Annotated in this window: 16 protein-coding genes and 2 pseudogenes; 1 reads left to right on the forward strand and 17 read right to left on the reverse strand. The window is 37.7% G+C overall.

The window, feature by feature from the left end; all coding sequences use genetic code 11:
- Positions 1 to 154 precede the first annotated feature (154 nt).
- From QM460_RS08045 to QM460_RS08060, 4 genes and pseudogenes are all read right to left on the reverse strand, one after another.
- Positions 155 to 289 (reverse strand): hypothetical protein, encoded by a 135-nt coding sequence (locus QM460_RS08045; protein WP_414289757.1) that lies wholly within the window; start codon positions 287 to 289, stop codon positions 155 to 157.
- Between the two features lie 728 nt (positions 290 to 1,017).
- Positions 1,018 to 1,218: pseudogene (locus tag QM460_RS08050) on the reverse strand (ImmA/IrrE family metallo-endopeptidase); the annotation flags it as partial.
- Between the two features lie 291 nt (positions 1,219 to 1,509).
- On the reverse strand, positions 1,510 to 1,680 hold the full coding sequence (locus tag QM460_RS08055) for a hypothetical protein (RefSeq protein ID WP_414289758.1): 171 nt from the start codon (positions 1,678 to 1,680) through the stop codon (positions 1,510 to 1,512).
- Complete coding sequence (locus tag QM460_RS08060; protein ID WP_414289759.1) at positions 1,677 to 2,054, reverse strand: helix-turn-helix domain-containing protein; 378 nt, start codon at positions 2,052 to 2,054, stop codon at positions 1,677 to 1,679. The genes QM460_RS08055 and QM460_RS08060 overlap by 4 nt, the downstream gene beginning before the upstream one ends.
- A 211-nt stretch (positions 2,055 to 2,265) precedes the next feature.
- Between QM460_RS08060 and dcm the strand changes: the two genes are divergently transcribed.
- Positions 2,266 to 3,714 (forward strand): DNA (cytosine-5-)-methyltransferase, encoded by a 1,449-nt coding sequence (dcm, locus tag QM460_RS08065; protein ID WP_414289760.1) that lies wholly within the window; start codon positions 2,266 to 2,268, stop codon positions 3,712 to 3,714.
- Positions 3,715 to 3,742: 28 nt separating this feature from the next.
- Here dcm and QM460_RS08070 read toward each other — a convergent pair whose 3' ends face one another.
- The 13 genes and pseudogenes from QM460_RS08070 to QM460_RS08130 all read right to left on the reverse strand — a co-directional run bounded on the left by QM460_RS08070 (position 3,743) and on the right by QM460_RS08130 (position 19,180).
- Entirely contained in the window at positions 3,743 to 4,678 is a 936-nt protein-coding gene (locus tag QM460_RS08070; protein ID WP_414289761.1) for a protein NO VEIN domain-containing protein, read from the reverse strand.
- Complete coding sequence (locus tag QM460_RS08075) at positions 4,653 to 6,614, reverse strand: DEAD/DEAH box helicase (RefSeq protein ID WP_414289762.1); 1,962 nt, start codon at positions 6,612 to 6,614, stop codon at positions 4,653 to 4,655. Before QM460_RS08075 ends, QM460_RS08070 begins: the two co-directional genes overlap by 26 nt.
- Positions 6,615 to 6,626: 12 nt before the next feature.
- The gene (locus QM460_RS08080; RefSeq protein WP_414289763.1) at positions 6,627 to 7,913 is read right to left on the reverse strand and encodes a hypothetical protein; all 1,287 of its coding nucleotides are present in this window, start codon (positions 7,911 to 7,913) and stop codon (positions 6,627 to 6,629) included.
- A 16-nt stretch (positions 7,914 to 7,929) separates the two neighbouring features.
- Positions 7,930 to 8,859 (reverse strand): DpnII family type II restriction endonuclease, encoded by a 930-nt coding sequence (locus QM460_RS08085; protein ID WP_285875537.1) that lies wholly within the window; start codon positions 8,857 to 8,859, stop codon positions 7,930 to 7,932.
- A gap of 909 nt (positions 8,860 to 9,768) precedes the next feature.
- A pseudogene (locus QM460_RS08090) lies at positions 9,769 to 10,296 on the reverse strand (type I restriction-modification system subunit M N-terminal domain-containing protein); the annotation flags it as partial.
- 142 nt (positions 10,297 to 10,438) lie between these two features.
- Positions 10,439 to 11,314, reverse strand: coding sequence for an N-carbamoylputrescine amidase (gene aguB, locus QM460_RS08095; RefSeq protein ID WP_414289764.1), 876 nt, complete (start codon positions 11,312 to 11,314; stop codon positions 10,439 to 10,441).
- A 9-nt stretch (positions 11,315 to 11,323) separates the two neighbouring features.
- Positions 11,324 to 12,409: an agmatine deiminase gene (aguA, locus tag QM460_RS08100; protein WP_414289765.1), complete on the reverse strand. Its 1,086-nt coding sequence runs from the start codon at positions 12,407 to 12,409 to the stop codon at positions 11,324 to 11,326.
- Positions 12,406 to 13,533 carry a carboxynorspermidine decarboxylase gene (nspC, locus tag QM460_RS08105; RefSeq protein WP_414289766.1) on the reverse strand — a complete coding sequence of 376 codons (1,128 nt, stop codon included), beginning with the start codon at positions 13,531 to 13,533 and terminating at the stop codon, positions 12,406 to 12,408. Before nspC ends, aguA begins: the two co-directional genes overlap by 4 nt.
- The gene (locus QM460_RS08110) at positions 13,533 to 14,792 is read right to left on the reverse strand and encodes a saccharopine dehydrogenase family protein (protein WP_075227394.1); all 1,260 of its coding nucleotides are present in this window, start codon (positions 14,790 to 14,792) and stop codon (positions 13,533 to 13,535) included. The genes nspC and QM460_RS08110 overlap by 1 nt, the downstream gene beginning before the upstream one ends.
- On the reverse strand, positions 14,789 to 15,649 hold the full coding sequence (gene speE, locus QM460_RS08115; RefSeq protein ID WP_000366713.1) for a polyamine aminopropyltransferase: 861 nt from the start codon (positions 15,647 to 15,649) through the stop codon (positions 14,789 to 14,791). The genes QM460_RS08110 and speE overlap by 4 nt, the downstream gene beginning before the upstream one ends.
- Positions 15,650 to 17,104: an aminotransferase class I/II-fold pyridoxal phosphate-dependent enzyme gene (locus tag QM460_RS08120; RefSeq protein ID WP_414289767.1), complete on the reverse strand. Its 1,455-nt coding sequence runs from the start codon at positions 17,102 to 17,104 to the stop codon at positions 15,650 to 15,652.
- Between the two features lie 599 nt (positions 17,105 to 17,703).
- Complete coding sequence (locus QM460_RS08125; protein WP_414289768.1) at positions 17,704 to 18,720, reverse strand: hypothetical protein; 1,017 nt, start codon at positions 18,718 to 18,720, stop codon at positions 17,704 to 17,706.
- Positions 18,713 to 19,180, reverse strand: coding sequence for a hypothetical protein (locus QM460_RS08130; protein ID WP_301559603.1), 468 nt, complete (start codon positions 19,178 to 19,180; stop codon positions 18,713 to 18,715). Before QM460_RS08130 ends, QM460_RS08125 begins: the two co-directional genes overlap by 8 nt.
- Positions 19,181 to 19,192: the final 12 nt, after the last annotated feature.

The raw sequence follows: 19,192 nt of genomic DNA on the forward strand, positions 1-19,192 counted from the left end.
CCATATGATTCTTTCTAATGATGGTTTGGTCGCTTTTCATTATAGATCTTATGGGACTTTTTTTCTACACAAAAATAGGCTCCATAAGATCCATAGGGGATTTACCCACTACAAATATTATAGAGCCAGAATTTTAAAAAGTAGCCTAATTGGGCTACTTTTTCTTGTTTAACAAGTCTTTAACTTCTTGAGCTCCAACCTGATCGCCTGCTTTTTCAAAAAGATCGATAGCTTGCAAAAAATTCTCTTGCGATTTTTCAGGTTTTTCTACAGAATAAATCTCTCCCAAACCTCTGAAGGAACAGGCTTGAGCTATCAGATCATCTGTTTGTAAAGCATACTTTAAGCACTGCTACATATCTTCCTGCTTGTTCATTTCATCTTTGGTGAGTTCCATATACAATCCATGTGTTACGGGAATGAATACAGCTATAAACTTTCTAAAACAAAACTGTACTTCTCCGACCTCGCAAATGACCTCTTGACTATTGATATTAATAGCCTATCTTAGTTTTCTCCTTTGATCCTGTTGTCATTACTTGAATGCGAAGTGCACTATAACTTCAGTTGGTTTAACGTACTAAAGATGGTGCACAGAAGTAAGAGTTTAAATCCACTACAATTAATCTTGTGACTTCATTTGAAAACATTAAATATCTAAATGTGTATCCCACTTTCCTCTTGCTCTCTTTCACCTCATTAGAAAATTCGTGATGCAGTTGTGTATATTAATTCTGAGTGCTTAAAGAAAAAATGGGTATAACAAGAAAAGAGCATTATTCTCTCGATACTTGCTATACCCCGGAGATTGAGTATTTAGATATCACTATGAACCTCGGTGGCTTATTCGGTATTTCATTATCAATTTAATTAATAAATTTTATTACAATCTGCGAGATTAATAATCCAACTTGTCCGATTGTCTAAGTAAAACAAAATACTTTTTCTGATATATACGAGCCTATAACCTAAGTATGACCAAATAAAACCATTTCTTGCTACTTTCACACAGCAAGATTAAATAATGTTACACTCTTCCAATCTTATTATTGTAGATTGCTTTGAAACTTTAAAAAAATCAGCTAATCTATTGATTTCTCTCCAATTAGCCTGTTCATCGTTAATCCCTAATTCTTCTGCCACCTTAACAAACATCTGCTTCGGCATTAGTATTTTGGGTGCAATTCCAACAGCTTGGTTTTCAAGAATATCTTCTTCATTAGAAAAATATCCTACCTGATCTAACTGACACTTACAAAACTTTGCGTGGCGAGGAAGAACAAGTCGTTACATAAGATAATACATTCTATGTTTATACCAATGTACACATTCATGTGCAATCGTATTGTTTAGGCATCCGACATTTGTTTTTTTTACAACATCTGGATCAATAAGTACTGTTTTACGAGAATACTTTTTTTTATCATACAGTCCTTTAACCGGATCATAAACCTCGACCACCCCATCATCAAAATTGGTCATACCATATATATCCAGCTCTTCTGATAATCAAATAAACTTCAGATCTAGTTTCAGTTCATTTTTTGCAATATCCAATATAGGAACAGGCTGTGGACTACTCAATGCTTGCGGATAATACGTTTCAAGAAATTCAGTAGCAACCTTTTCATAATCTGATGCAGGAATATATGGCATTAGATTATTTAAGTTATAACTCATTGTGGATCTTCCTTGTTATCAATTATATCATTAACTTTTTTCCAAAAGTCATCTCCTAAATTTGCGTTACGTGCTTTTCTAAATGCAACTCGTGCATTAGGAATTGATTCATCCATAATATATTCAGTCAGATCTGATGCTACCTGGTTTCGCTCTCTTCCTGCAAGATCAAACATTTCTGCTTTCTCTTCATCATTCAAGTTTAACATTGCTGCTAAGATATCTAATCCTTCTTTATCTGGTGGGTTACGCCTCCCCCTTATAATGTCAGATAGATAAGCAACTGAAACACCAAGTTTCTCGGCGATAGGTTTAAGTTTTAAATCTTTTTCAATTCTTTTGCGTGCAATAAATGCACCAAATTCACCTGCCATCTTTTCCTCCTTCTAATAATTTAGCACAATATTTTCGTATTTTAACAATTACGTAAAATTGTGTATTTACGATTGTAACCAAACTTTTGCACTTTGTCAATGTACAAAATGTGAGTTTTATAATTTTTGTTAAACTTGATTAAAAACATTGCGAAATCAAGTATTTTATGATATACTAATTATGTAATATTAAACAAAGGAGACATTCGTAATGCACGGAGGTAAGCGTGAAGGTTCGGGTAGAAATCCACTACCAGATGACCAGAAAAAAATAGCCAAGACTATATATATCACTCCTACTCAAAATGATGATATCGAACTTTACGCTAAGGGAGATAGTTTCTCTGAGAAATGTCTTGATTTAATAACAACTCAGATTGAATGTAGGAAGCGATTTGATAATAACGAAGTTAAGTTTATTGATCTATTTGCGGGATTAGGCGGCATACGCTTAGGATTCGAAACAGCATTCAGAAAAAAAGGACTCATTCCAAAATGCGTATTTAGTAGTGAAATTAAAGACTACGCTATCAAAGCTTACACGAACTACTATAAGGATTCTGACGTTGCTGGAGATATAACCGAAATACCAGCATCGGATATTGCTGATTTCGACTTTCTCCTAGCGGGCTTCCCCTGCCAACCTTTCAGCTCGGCAGGTCTTCAGCTCGGCTTTGAGGACACTCGAGGAACTCTCTTCTTCGAAATCGAACGTATTCTCCAAGCAAAAAAGCCTTATGGTTTTTTGCTTGAAAATGTCGAAGGACTCATCAACCATGATGGTGGTCGCACACTCAGCGTCATTGTGACTCATTTAAAACAACTCGGTTATTTTGTTTCATACAGACTCATTGATAGTCAGTTCTTTGGATTAGCGCAATCCAGAAAACGAGTGTATATTGTAGGAACCCGAGATGCCCACATATCGCTAGATAATTTTGACGAACACACAGTTCTACTTGGAGATATACTAGAATCAGGTTTACCTGTTGTAGACTCACCATTTACTCAAAAACTATTTAGTCATTTCACCCCTGAACAGGTAGTGGGAAAAGCCATCAAGGATAAGCGAGGCGGAGAAGACAACATACATAGTTGGGAATTAGGACTTAAAGGAGAAACAACACAGGAGCAATGTGATTTTCTTAATCTTCTACTTAAAGAAAGAAGAAAGAAAAAATGGGCAGAAGAAATCGGTATAGACTGGATGGATGGAATGCCGCTTACTGCCAAACAAATATCCACATTCTATTCTAGGGAAAATCTACAAGAATTCTTAGATGAACTAGTAGATATGGGATACTTAACATTGGAGCATCCTCGAAAGCGTGAAAAGAATAGAAGAATTCCAGACGAAACCAAGCCAAAAGGTTATAATATTGTTGCTGGAAAATTATCTTTCGAATTCACTAAAATATTAGATCCTAACGCACTTGCACCCACTTTGGTTGCGATGGATGTGTCTCATTTAGGAATTGTTGACAACGGTGGTCTTAGACGCCTTTCCATACGAGAAGGACAACGTTTGTGTGGATTCCCTGAAGATTATGATTTATCATTTCTAAAAGATCGAGAGGCCTTTGATTTACTTGGCAACACAGTATGTGTTCCTGTAATAGAGGCTATCGCAGAAAGATTAGCTGAAATGTATAAAAGCTGAGTATATAGGGCATGGATTTTACCATGCCCTATATCTTTTGTATTTTGTACGAGGAGGTATTCACTAACCAAGTATTATCGCTGAAAATCTTTTCATAAGGATTGACAATGAATATCGGCTCATATTCAGAATCCTTCATACGCTCATATTCAACTAAACACAATACATATCTATCGCCCTTCACCTTAGCGACATCAACTTCATTCTCAGACCAATAGAAGTGCGGAGTTCCAATAAAGGATTTCACCTCTATAAATCGATCATATATTCCGCTACTTTCATCAGCAAATGAAACAATATCATATCCTGCAGATACATCAAAGTCAGAGATTCTCTTAATTTTATATGCTTTTAACGGTATTCTATTACGTTCAAATCTAACTACAAACTCTTCTGCTTCTAGACCTCTTCTACTCTGTTCCTTTTGACGTTCCATCAACTGTTCTAAGGTGAATTTGTCTTTTCTACTTCTTAGTCTAGCTGAAAACTCTTGTTCATAGCTATCAGATATACCAATTTCCCCATTGAACTCTCGTTCCAAAACTCCTGCTATCGTCAGAAAATTTCTAATAGAAGCATACGCTAATGGGAACGCTGAACGCCTAATGCTTAAGTGTCCTTGCTCAGCATCAAATACTAATCCTTCTTTATCAAAGAGTCCTTCTTCGGTTAATTTTGTTATGCACTCTTCTACAAGGCTGCTTATTACAACACTCTTTTCTTTAGAATCAATAGAAGCATATTTATCCGTAGTTGTAACTATTTCTCCATCGTTCTCTATATATCCAAGATACTGTAAGAATGCTACTGCACCACTGCAATGTATGGTTACACCTTTTTCTAATGCGCACCTATTTACTAATTCGGAAAATCCTACTTTCTTTCTTCCGTTCAACATTGACACCAGGAAAATAATACCATCAATGTTTCCAACGGAATTACAACGTTTTAGTTCGGCTAACATATTCCGCTATTAACGCTTTAATATCATCATCTCCTGTTTCCAATTCCATATTTGAAAATAGAGGAATTGGCATACTTTCGATAATTTCTCTAAGGCGCTCTTCCTTTGCTCGTAATCTATCATTGATTACGGAATCAATTGAGTCTTCTGATAGCAAGTAATAGTAATTGGTCTCAATTCCTGGTTTAAGACCATAACGGTGTATTCTATCCTTTGACTGTATAAAGTGTGCGGCATTAAAACTTCGCTCCATGTATATTGCATTATGACATACTTTATGTAAGGATATAGATTCTGATACAGCAAATGGGTTTGCAATTATAACTTTAAAAGATGAATCTTCTTTATGGAACTCAGCAATTATCTTTTCTCTGGTTTCTATTGTATCATCATCCTCTTCATCTCCAGTAGCGACAGGTGTTGCACCATAAAGTGTACGGCAGTCAATACCATTCTCTAGCAAATACTCCTGGAAGTCTAATATATTTTTTACATAAATGGCCCAAACTACAACTTTGCCTCCAGATGCAATGATCTTCTCAATTAATTCTTTTGCCTTGATAAATTTTGCCGGTGTTTCATTCTTAGAATACTCTAATACCTCTTTTATAAGCGAAGAGTCTTCAACCACTTCTTTAGCATCAAACCCCTCGTTGTTTGCAAATTGCTGCAATGGCACACTGAGCAAGTTTGGATTTGTAGCGGCTTGCATCATTCGAATTAATCGAGCCTTTATGAGATCTTGCTTGAAACTATTATCCTTTGAAGAAACAATTTCATTCATATATTTCTTTTCTATTACATCATAGATTCTTCTTTGTGCAGATCCCATTGGAACAATTATTGGTTCATGCTCAGTTGCCATCGGAATACCTAAATCACTTTTTTTCACTCTAATGAAAAACGGTGCCACCGCATTCAATAATGTTTCAACTCTGCTATCCGACTCTTGCTTACTCATATCCTTCAGCTGATATATTTCAAAAGGAATAACTTTTTTTGTTGGCCAAATAAACTTATAAAGATTGTACAAATCCTCATATCCATTTGGTGCAGGGGTTCCTGTTAATACAACTCTAGACGAGCAATACTGTGCAATATCCAACACACCATTTGCCGTTATTCCACCACTTGTATTTTTTATTTTGTGTGCCTCATCTAAAACAACCATAACTTGGTTATTTTTCAGAAAATAAATAAGTTCATCTTTTAATGACGGCACTGAGTTATATGATAACAGGGTTATTTTTGCAGGTGTACGAGAATACAAATATTGTTTTTTCTCATCCACAGATACTTTACCGTTCAGTCGTTTAGTTGAAGGTTTTTCACCAAAGCACTCCTCATATTCTAATTCCCAAGGACCAAAGGCACTTAACGGAGAGATTATGAGAAGTTTATCGACATACTTACTATCATCAGCGGGCAGATTTGATAAGTACGCAAATGCTCCATACACCACGCTTGTCTTTCCTGCACCAGGCACAGAAAAATTACACGCATTCTGTGAAAAAGCCAAATGATAGGCAGACAAAAGCTGCAACTCATACAAACTTCTATTTTTCAAATTAATACTTAATGAATCTACAAATTTTTGGAAGTCTTCTTTGTCACAGCAGTTATCTCTAATCAATCGTGCCTTTTCCGAAAAAATATGGAATTTTTCTTCCTCCAAAGCATAGTTATTTACTGCCTCAGATACTTTTCCTGAAAAAACTAATTCTGCAGAGATGTATTCGCACACCTTTTTCAGTTTATCAATGGTTTTATTGATATCCTTCTCTGCATTTACAATCAGTTTTCCATCAGCTTTAGTAAATTCTATTGTGTCCTTTATATATCTTGCCGCTCTTCTGTTAGCAAAGATATCATCTATATCGCCCGTAATATATAGTTTAGACGAGTCCTCATTCGATTCGAGACAAATTCTCTTCATGCACCATCACCCCTACATTCCAAGAATTTTCTTAAACTCATTTACATATTCCTCTAATGTTTTTACGCAATCCTTAACGTTCGCATCGTCAGTAAATCCAGCCTGTTCAGTGTCAACAACCTCTAATGCCTGGCAGGCCTTTATTAACTGCTGCAGAGGTTTTGCTGAATTAGCATGATTGTTCAGACTATCTAAACTTCTAGTAAAGTTTTCCTCGAAATCATCCTCAACCTTTTGCTTCCACTGCTTATCTCTTGCTTTTAATGCACATCCCAAATCAGGCGGATTAGTTGCCATAACATCATCGACAGATTCTTCTTGAATATCGTCTACAATTTCAAAATGCCTATCTCTAAATGGCTCCCATACTTCCTTCTTTGCAAAGAAACTTGCAGCAGGTTTCTTTGGAGATGGAACATTAATAATGTTTCTGAACAGCGTCTGTTCAAAACCCTCACGAATATAGTCAAAGGCAATCAGTTTCAAATCTGAAACATCTGCATCTGGGTCATAATCCCACATTGATGGAACACCCGCTTTGTATCTTTTAAGCGCACTGTCAAGTTTTTGGAATGAGTCTTCATTCTTTTCCAACTGTGTATACATACCAGTATAACCAAACTCATCAAGATATTCTTCCATCAACTTCAAAACTGAAAGATACATTGTAACATTACTCTTCGTATCATCCATCATTCGTGCAATATCTTCTTCATGAAATCCTTCGCCCTTTAAATCAGCGCATTTTAAATACTTTTCAATTGGATTGTAGTCGACTTTTGCATCTTCACCCATTTGATAAGTTGTCTCTAATGCTAGGATTTCTTTTCTGTCAGCGTCTTCTGGCAAAATAATAGCAACGAAATATTGGCAATGACTCTTCTCGTTAAATGGAATGCTATCATCAGCCATAATATTATTCAAAAGACTTGCTCTTCTGTTTCCATCAATAATAATACCATCTGCTGTTACGATACCGTGTTTTTCTTGATGCTCCTTCAACAAGCGTTCTTTTGTCTTCTTATTTGCATCAACCTTTGATTCCCACAGGAATTTTTCAATCAATAATTTATCCTGAGGATCTTCAGGATCAATCTGGTGATTCTGTCTCTCATACGATTTTACAACGCTACCGATTCTTCCGTTATATGGATTGTAGACCAGATATTCAAGAGGAATTTCATACGCAGGAAATGTTCTTCTCTGTCCATGATACATGATTGGAATTCCAGTACGAACAGCTTTTTCAGGGTGATCAGTGAATTCTTTAAGTTTTGCTTTTCTCTCTTCTGCATTCATGTCTATTACCTCCGATTTACATATGATTTTCTACATACGAAGTTATGATATCTTCGATTAGGTTCAAGTTGTTAAAATTGATGACATAATCTGAGCATCTATGAATTTCTCTCATGTCCGCTTGACGTCCTATCCAGCCCGCGCCATCCAAGAAATTAACATAAATGATCTGATTACCTTTTTCACGTTCTTTCTTAAGAGTATCTTCCGTTTTTCTAGCAGCGTTCTTTTTATCTCCTTGTGCGCTTGATGTTGTGACGCTGTACGAGACATCAATTATTATTTTAGGATCTGTTGGTGATTCTAAAACAAAGCTGACAGCTCTATCTAGAATAGGCACCCTAACATTCTTTTCATAATCAAGACCATGCTTAACGCAAACTTGATTAATTTTTCTTTCTATATCTTCAAGAATCAAATCTCCGATATTATTGCTGTATTTTCCTTCAAGTCCTCTTTTCACAAACAAACGGATAGAGTCCTTATTCTGCAATTTTGCTAATGTAGCTTCTGTAATTCCCATATTATCCAAATAGAAGAATGGGATTTTTGCTTTCATTCTTTCATCATTTCTGCCGTCATACAACAGATCTAATACACTTTCCATCATTGCAGGGCTGTCCATCATTGCCGTTCTTATTTTGCCTAGTCCCCATTCTGTGGAGAATACAAAACCTCGGTCCTTTCTAATCATGGAAACCATTCTCTTAAATCGCTCAGTTGAAATTTCCATCAAACTTGTAAGGTTATCAAGTGCATCTTTATGGTCAATAATGTACTGCTTCAAATCTTCTTTCGAATGGATAAATTGTAATTCTCCAGCCAATTCATCAACCTTGGCTTGTACCTCTTTCTCCATTTCCTCTTCATATTTATCATTCACATAAAACATGGTGGTGGAGTTAAAAAGTTCTTCAAATTCAATTTTCCTAACAACATCTGCCATCTCGGCACCTCCTGTCCCAGTATTTCTATTATGTATATTCTAGCACACCTTTTAACGATTGGCAATCCTGAATTTACACTTTTTTGTTAATTTTTTTGATCGCCTTATTTTTTTCTCCAGGCTAATCAGTTTCTTACTTTTGCTTATTTCAAATAACTCCTTGTCTTAGTACGATAGTAACATAGTAAAAAAATAACTATTAATACTATATAAATATCGATGTTCTATGTAAAATAAAACTATAATCAAATAAATAACACAATTACCGATGACAAGCTACACCCTCATTAATAACTTTATTTCAAAGAGTTATAACTATGCGGCCACCCTCGCACACTAAATTCAATGTTTCTTCAATATCAACCACAACTCTTTTAATCATTTTTCTTGCAATCTAATCTGATGAGCTGTGGTATTGTCTGTACCTTTTTAATTATAGACTTTCATTTCTCAGTTCTTCTTATAAGCAATATATAAATACTCACTTTACAATTAGCATCTATTTATGTGTCTAAATTAATAGAATAGGCCTTGCATAATGATCTCAAAAAAGGAGTAAGACAAATCCATTCTTGAACATACGAAAACACCTATTTTCAAGCCAGCTTCACTTCGTATAGCAACCTGAATTATTGTTCCTTGGAATTTATCTTTTGATTTGAGAACTGAATATTGAATGTTATAACAATTAGATAGAACCTTTTAACGATAATGTCCCATCATTAAAAAGAGGTAAAATTTGCTTTTAGATTTCAGGTCATTGCTCTGCACCCATATATGAGAATCGCTCTTTAAAAATAAATTAACTCAAAAAATTTTATTTCAAGATACTTTTTGACTGAACCAAGAGTTAATTGGTATCAATTTGATAGTGGTGATTTCTGAAATAATATCCTTAATTGTCGGTTACATTAACTCAACCATCATATCAATGATATGACGTGGAGTAAGAAATTGACCATTTGCCCCTGCCTGGGATAATTTTGACAATAGATATTCATAGATATCTCCAATATCTTTTATATCCGTAGCTAACTCATCTAGAGCAGCTATCACCTTTTGTAAGGTGGCAGGTTTATTGATTTGGAAAATAGCATTCCTCATATAACGTGAAAATGCTGTATCGTCAGTATTCCCCTTGAGATTCTTAATAAATGGAAAAATCTCTTATGATATCAGACGATAAACTTCTTGCGCATCTCCTAAGTTCTTAAAGGTTGACCAACTATATTCAGGTTTATCCTTTGGAAAAATCCCCTCATAGGAAATCCCTAAAAATTCAGCATCATTTTCCCGTCCAAGTTCAACCCTATCCAAATCCTTCATTAATAAAAGATAAGTCAATTGCTCAATGTTAGTTAACGGATTCGCATTTCCCTCTGTCCATAACATTTCCCAAAGCTGATCAATCTTATTCTTTAATTTGCCTGTAATCATATCTTACCTCTTAAAAGATTCCAATTTTAAAATCTGTCATATGAAATTTTAAAACTTCTTACACCCCGTTTTATCAGAATCCTAGGACATTATCAAAAATTATTATAGTATCTACAGAAAAAAAGCCTACGATAGGCTTTTTTTATCTCACAATATCTTTATACATATCTGGTCTTCTGTCTCTAAACAGACCCCAATTTAGGCGTTCATTTGCTCCCTTGTCAAGGTTATAAGTTGTTAACAAGATAGCTTCGCCTTGTCGTTCTGCTTGAGTCAAGATAGCTCCTGTTTCATCGGTCATAAAGGATGAACCGTAGAAATTAAGACTAGAACTTTGGCCCCCGTTTTCCTCGCAAGGTTGTACTTCTTCCAAGCCATAACGATTGGCAGCAATAACTGGGACAATATTTGCTGCTGCGTGCCCTTGCATGGTACGTTGCCAATGACCACAACTATCTGTATCCAAAATTGGTTCCGAACCAATAGCTGTTGGATAAAAGAGCAATTCTGCACCATTTAAGGCAAGACAACGGGCGGTTTCAGGAAACCACTGATCCCAACAGATGCCAATACCAATCTTGGCATAGCGAGTGTCCCAGACCTTGAAGCCTGTGTTTCCAGGTGTAAAGAAGAATTTCTCCTGATAATAATGGTCATCTGGGATATGAGTTTTGCGATAAACTCCTAATACTTCTCCATCCGCATCAATGACAGCAATGGAATTGTATAAGACATTACCATCTTTTTCATAGAAACTGATCGGTAAAACGACCTTTAGCTCTTTGGCAATTCCTTTGAAATGCTGAATAGCTGTATTTTCAGACACAGACTGGGCATACTGGTAGTAGTCATACTGACGTTCCTGACAGAAATAGGTACGTTCAAATAATTCAGGCAAGAGAATAATTTGGGCTCCTTTGTCTGAAGCTTGTCGAACTAAACGTTCAGCTGTTTGGATATTGGTTTCCACATCCTTAGCGCATTGCATCTGAATAGCTGCAACCGTTACATTTCTCATCTTTTTCTCCTATTCTGGAATTTGTTGGGTAATGCAGTGGATATTTCCACCACCTAAAAGAATATCCCTAGCTGGGATTCCTACGACTTCACGGTCTTGGAAACACTGACTGAGAATATCCAAGGCCACTTGATCGTTTACATCCTGAAATTGTGGCATCAAGACAGATTTATTGGCGATATAGAAATTGACATAGGAAGCAGCAAGACGCTCGCCCGCATAACGCTCTTCTTCCCCTTCTTCATAAGTATAGCCCGGCAAATCCTCCTCTGTAACTACTTGATGAATAGCTGGGATTGGAAGTTTATGAATAGTGAAACTCCGGCCTTTTGCATCAGTTTCCTTCTCTAAAAGAGCTAAATCCGCTGCAGACATGGCATACTGGGGATCATCTTGGTCGTCCGTCCAAGCTAAAACAACTTCTGCAGGGCCTACAAAGGCAGCAACATTGTCGACGTGTTCATTTGTCTCATCTTGATAAATACCGTAAGGCAACCAGATAACTTTTTCAGCACCAAGACTCTCTAATAAGATCTCTTCAATTTGCTCTTTAGTCAAGTGAGGATTGCGACCCGGACTGAGCAAACAACTTTCTGTAACAAGAATGGTTCCTTGACCGTCACTGTGTATAGCTCCACCTTCCAGTACAAAAGGTTTGGCATCATAAACAGGTATCTCTAAAACTTCTGCAAAGCGGCTGGCTACTTGGTCATCTGCTTCATAGTCTTGGTAGAGACCGTCAACAGCACCACCCCAAGCATTGAAAGACCAATCTACCGCCAACTTTTCCCTTTGATCATTGAGGAGAATAGTTGGACCTGTATCACGTGCCCAGGCATCATTTGTCGGAATATCTAAATAAACAACTTGGTCTCCTAGATAGGATTGCGCTTCAGATAGATAGTCCTCCTCAACCAAAAGGTAGACTGTTTCCCCCTGAGCAATAGTTTTGATAATCTGGCTAAAAGATTTTTTTGCAGCCCTTCCTTGAAAAGGCCAAGAGCCTGGTCGAGTCGGCCATATCATGAGAGTCCCATGATGGGGTTCATACTCTGCAGGCATACGATAACCTAATTTCTTTGGGCTGTCCATCATGATAATCTCTCCTTAAAGTCTTGGTAACCAAATGCTTTAACTAGACTGCACTCACCCTCTTTATCCATGAGATATAAACTTGGAAGCCCAATGCCGTTAAAGGTATTATTTTTGACAAATGAGTAAATAGCCATGTCTTCAAAATAGAGGCGATCGCCGATTTCAATCGGTTTTTCAAAGCTGTAATCCCCAATGATATCTCCTGTCAGGCAAGTATTTGAAGAGAGTCTATAAGTATAAGGTTTTTCTTGCGCTTCAAATCCATCTCTCAATGGGGGGCGATAAGGCATCTCAAGAACATCTGGCATATGACAACTTGCTGAAGCATCTAACACCAAGGTCTCAATCCCGTTTTCGACAATATCCAAGACTTCTGTCGCTAGATAACCCGCATTAAGGGCAATGGCTTCACCTGGTTCGACATAGACATCAAGGTTATAAGTTTCTCGAACGCGTTTAATCTCAGAAATCAGCAAGTCCACATCATAATCATCTCTCGTAATATGATGGCCACCACCCATATTGAGCCATTTGACTTGATGCAAATAGGCTCCAAACTGCTCTTCTACTGCTTTCAAAGTCGTTTGTAAATCATCTGCCCCTTGCTCACAGAGGGTATGAAAATGAAGCCCGTCAACCAAATCCAATAAATCACTTGGTATCTTTTCCAAAGTTACTCCAAAACGAGAGCCAGGAGCACAAGGGTCATAAAGCGCGTGGTCACCCTGCGTTGAACATTTAGGATTGAGGCGTAGACCTACACTGATACCAGCTTCACGACAACGTTGACCATATTTTCGTAGTTGTCTCTCTGAGTTAAAAACAATATGATCCGATATTTGCAGTAGCTCTTCCATATCTGATTCCTTGAAAGCTGGCGCAAAAACATGGACTTCCCCAGGGAATTCTTCTCTAGCTAACTTAGCCTCATAGAGTCCACTAGCCGTCGTACCTGACAGATACTGACTAATCAAAGGATAGGTTTTATAGAGGGAATAAGCTTTTTGAGCTAGCAAAACCTTACAACCTGCCTTTTTCTGAACCTCTTGCAGAATGCTACAATTTTCTTCTAGTTTTGCTAAATCAATGACGTAAGCTGGTGTTGGTACTTGTTCTAACTTCATTAGTCCACCATTTGTGGGTTTTCTACCACAACCCATGGCAAACCGTATTTATTCAAAGCTTCCATGAATGGGTCTGGATCCAATTCTTCAAGGTTATAAACTCCTGGTTGTTTCCAAGTACCATCCATAACTAATTTTGTTCCAATCATGGCTGGAACACCTGTTGTGTAAGAAATGGCTTGTGAACCAACTTCTGCGTAACATTCTTGATGGTCGCAAACATTGTAGATGTAGATGGTCTTCTCAACGCCGTCTTTAACACCTGTAAAGATACAGCCGATATTTGTTTTTCCAACAGTGCGTGGGCCAAGGCTTGCAGGATCTGGAAGCAAGGCTTTCAAGAATTGGATTGGAACAATTTCTTGTCCGTTAAAGTTAATGGCATCTGTACGAAGAAGCCCAACGTTTTCCAAGCATTTCATGTGCGTTAGATAAGATTGACCAAAAGTCATAAAGAAACGAATACGTTTAACTCCTGGGATGTTTTTAGCAAGCGATTCAATTTCTTCGTGGTGAAGAAGATACATGTCTTTTTCACCAACCTGAGGGAAATCATACTCACGTTTGATAGACATAGCTTCGACTTCTACCCATTTTCCATCTTCCCAGTAAGAACCTGGTGCAGAAACCTCTCGGAGATTGATTTCTGGGTTAAAGTTTGTCGCAAATGGATAACCGTGATCACCACCATTACAGTCTAAAATATCGATATAGTGGATTTCATCAAAATAGTGTTTGAGGGCGTATGCTGAAAAGACGCTGGTTACCCCTGGGTCAAAACCAGAACCAAGCAAGGCAGTCAGACCTGCTTCCTTGAATTTTTCTTGATAAGCCCATTGCCATGAGTAGTCAAAGTAGGCAGTAAAACCAAGTTCCTTGCAACGTTTCTCATAAATAGCACGCCATTCAGGGTCTTCTGTGTCCTCAGCCTCATAGTTGGCAGTATCGATATAGTGGACACCTGTTGCCAAACAAGCATCCATAATAGTCAAATCTTGGTATGGTAGAGCTACGTTCAAAACAGCTTCTGGTTTGTAGCTTTCAATCAAGGTAATCACTTCTTCTACCTTGTCAGCATCAAGAGCAGCTGTCTCAATCTTAGTATTTGTTTTGCCTTCTAATTTAGCCTTCAAGTCATCACATTTTGACTTTGTACGGCTTGCAATCATAATTTCTTTAAAAGTTTCGCTATCTTGGCAAATCTTTGAAATAGCAACTTGGGCAACGCCCCCACATCCAATAACTAGTAAACGACTCATTTTTTTCCTTCCTCTTCTTCTAAAATGTCCTCAACATACTTGGGCAACATGAATGCCCCCACATGTAAGTTTGCAGTGTAATATTCCGTAAATAACTGGCGTTTTTTCCAGCCTTCCTTGTCAAAATCTTTGACAGGGTGATATTTTTTCGATGCAAATCCAAACAACCAATAGCCCGCAGGACTAGTTGGGATATGTGCCTGATAAACCCGGCTGATTGGAAAGGCTTGATTGACCTTGCGGTGCATACTTCGGCAAGCAGACTCATCTTCATCAAAGAAAGGACTACCATGCTGATAAATCATGATTCCGTCTTCTTTCAAGGCTCTATAGCTATTGCCGTAAAATTCCTTGGTAAAGAGCCCTTCCGTATGGCCAAATGGATCTGTCGCATCGTTGATGATGATGTCGTAATCATCTTCACAGTTTCTCAAAAATCTCAGTCCATTTTGGTAGTAAATGGTGACGCGAGGGTCATCAAGTCCTGCAGCAAAATCTGGGAAGTATTCTCGACAAACCTCAACCAGCATCTCATCTGGTTCTACAATATCGATTTGTTCTAATTCAGGATATAGTGTCAAAACCTGGGCAACACCACCGTCACCACCCCCAATAACCAAGACTTTCTTTGGATTTGGATGGACAGCCATAGGAACGTGGACGGTCATTTCGTTGTAGACAAAGTCATCTGCATCTGAGAATAAGACATGCCCATTTAAAATCAAAATCTTCCCAAAAGCTGGAGTATCTAATACTTCAATATCCTGCCATTCACTTTTTCCAGCGTAGAGTTGCTTGGCAGTTCTCAAGGATAATTTCACATCTGGAGTATGAACTTCAGAAAACCATAAATCCATCTAATTCTCCTTTCTCTCAATAACATTGATGTGATTGACCTCTGGATCTTCCGTTCCTTGGAGTGAACAACCACGTTCTTTGGCGAATTGAATATAATCGACAATTTCTCGTGTAATTCGTTCACCTGGCGCTAGGATTGGAATTCCTGGAGGATAACACATGACAAATTCCCCACATACCTGGCCAATGGACTCGTCTAATGTTAAGCTTCTTCTATCTGCATAGAAGGCTTCCTGAGGAGATAGAACCAACTCAGGCTGGATATATTCTCCAGCTATCAAGTCCTTCCCATCTCGTGAATATAGTCTCTTGATATCAGCAAGAGCACCGACCAAGCGCTCGATGTCTTGGATACGGTCACCAATCGAAATGTAGGCCAAGATATTCCCGATATCACCAAACTCAATCTGAATGTCGTATTCGTCTCGTAGGAGGTCATAAACCTCGATACCTGTTAAGCCAATACCCTGAGTGTAAACTGACAGCTTGGTTACATCAAAATCACAAACCGATACACCATCTACTAGCTCTTTTGAGTAGGCATAGTAGCCACCGATGGCATTGATTTCACGACGTGCGTACTCAGATAGCTCAATAACTTTCTCAAACGACTCTTTGCCACGAAGGGCTAGGTTTCTACGAGAAACATCTAGACTAGACATTAGCAAGTAGGATGCTGATGTTGACTGAGTCAGATTAATAATCTGGCGTACGTACTCAGGATTCATCTGATTGCCAACTAAAAGAAGGGAACTTTGAGTCAAGCTACCACCGGACTTATGCATGGATACAGCTGACATATCTGCTCCTGCGTCCATAGCAGACAGAGGAAGTTTATCTGTAAAGTGCAGATGAGCACCGTGGGCTTCATCTACTAAGACTTTCATTCCTGCAGCATGGGCCATCTCTGTTAGCCCCTTAAGGTCTGAACAAATTCCATAGTAGGTTGGATTGTTAATCAGGATAGCCTTAGCATCTGGATGGTCCTGAATAGCTTGTGCTACACGCTCATTTTCAAGCCCCAAAGCAATACCGATTTTTGGATCCACACTCATCTCGATATAGATGGGAATAGCACCACATAAAACTAGAGCGTTGATGGCTGATTTATGGACATTTCGAGGAAGGATAATTTTATCTCCCGCTTTACAGGTGGAGAGAATCATAGTTTGAACAGATGAGGTTGTGCCCCCAATCATTAAAAAGGCATGAGCAGCACCAAAAGCTTCTGCAGCTAGTTCCTCAGCTTCTCGGATAATCGAAATGGGATGCCCCAGATTATCCAAGGGCTTCATAGAGTTAACATCTATACCTACACATTTTTCCCCTAAAAGTTCAACCAACTCTGGGTTTCCACGGCCACGCTTGTGACCAGGTACGTCAAACGGTACAATTCTTTTTTTTCGTAACTTGACCAACCCCTCATAGATGGGAGCTTGGTTTTGATTTAACATTATAAAGACATACTCCTTTATCATATTTTTTACACCTTAACCATGTAAGGCTCTAAAGGATACTTATGAAAAAAGAGCAGGTTGACACCTGCTCTACAATCTACTGACGTGTTTATGTTTGTTTCTTTTGAGTATGTCTGTTCCTGATGTTTCCTAACTCTCTAGTAGCAAATATTACGTACTTTATTGATCGTTTCACAAGATGACGTGTGCTTTCACCACACTAACAAATCTATACGAATTAGGACAAATGTCCTAACATCAACTTATAAAAGTAGGCTTTTAACCCTATCAATAATGTGGCTTTTCAACCACGCTTCGGCATTCAACCCTGCCTGTCCGTAGGCATTTTTTACTCGGGTTTATATTTGCTAGAAAACATCATCTCATTTTCTAAGCTTCATTACTATATCATGTTTTCGTATTCTTGTAAAGTATTTTTAGAAACTTTTTTAAATAAATTCATTTTTTCGTTCGTGAAATTGCTTTAACTTAAAAATGGAAATCGTTTTAAATTTAAATCAAAAAACAAAAAAAGAAACTAAATAGATTAGTTTCTTTAATGAATCATAAGCATAATCAACTATTCAAAATTGCTTTTACTCATCACGCGCTACTTTGGCAGCTAGTTCAAAATCAGTCATCAAATAATTTTCATCTAGACGGATAAGACTATAATACTCATTCCAAAATAGAGAGTCACTGTTACTTGACCACTGTAATCCATACCACAATTGAGTGACATCACTTGTATGTGATGGGGGAATTGACCATAGATGCTTTTTAAAAGTTTCTTGAACAAGTGAAATATCAAGTCGACTAGTCAAGTCGAGTTTATCCAATTTCAAAATTATAGAATGTTCCTTAGCTGCTTCAATGCTATCCTTGTTAAATCGAACCTGAATAACCTTAGAATCTTCTAGAACCACGTCCTTATCTTCTGCCCCGTAAAAGGAAATACTCCCAAGAACTATGCCATCTTTTGCAAAGAGATAGGGAGCGTAGGGAACAGCATTGCTATCAAGTCTGAAGCCTTTTTCGATAGTGACTGACTTATCTCCTGAATACTTTTGGAAATTGCCATCTGTCAGGAGATCTTCGTAGTCGCTAGCACCATCACCTTGTCTTACATAGATATCAAATCCAGCTTCCATCAGATCACTTGCTTTTGTTTCTGCTAACGTGATTTTACTTTCATTAATTTGCAAAATCGGTGCTTGGGGTGGGAGTCCAATCGTGAGATTAAACATGACTCCTACTAGAAAGACAAGGAAGGTTATAAGGAGGGCAAGTAATGACTTTCCAGTCCTTTTTCTTGCATTGAAAAGGGCCATTAGAGCAGGTAGGAGGATCATTTTGGCTAAAATAGAATTCCCAACTCCACCTCTATTTAAGGTCTGAAAAGCAAACATCCCTGCGATTGCAATAAGTGTCAGGTAGATCAAAATCTCACCTAGACCCAGTTTTTCTGTTCGAGTTTGTTGATTTACAGGGGTTTCGTACAATGACTGCCCATTCTCTCTCCTCTTTTTTAGAAAGAGATAAAAGCCCAGACCGAGTAGCAGATTAAAGATTGCAAAAACTATTAAAGTACCTATTATCACCGTTCTAGCCATGGCTCTCTACTCCTTTATGTTCTCTCTCAAATCTTATTTTTCTCTTTAATGTCCAATTCCCAACTAATAAAACCAGCAAGAAGAAGGGGCCGCCATCTATGACCACAATGGGCAAAGCCAGTATAGCAATCATCAAAAAACTAGCTTTCTTTTGACGCCAACTACCGCCCCATTCTCCGTTTATCAGTCCACCTAAATAGTCGATGTAGTCAGTAAACCAAGTCAATAAGGGATTTTGAAAATCATTGAGCCTTAGGTAAATGAACATAGCAGAATTTAAAAAAACATAAAGAATTCCAAGGACTAGAATAATCTTTTGACTAGTTCGAGTAGCCTCCAGAAGGATTTTTTCTCTCTTCTCTGACTCTATTTCCTTGAGACTTGGGTCCTTACAAGAGAGTTTTTCAAATCTATAGACCAGAAATCGGTAGAGATAATACTTTTTTATATCACGCTTCATAAAACCCCCAAT

Source organism: Streptococcus infantis (assembly GCF_047464415.1).
In the GTDB taxonomy this organism is placed as follows: Bacteria; Bacillota; Bacilli; order Lactobacillales; family Streptococcaceae; genus Streptococcus; species Streptococcus infantis_AE.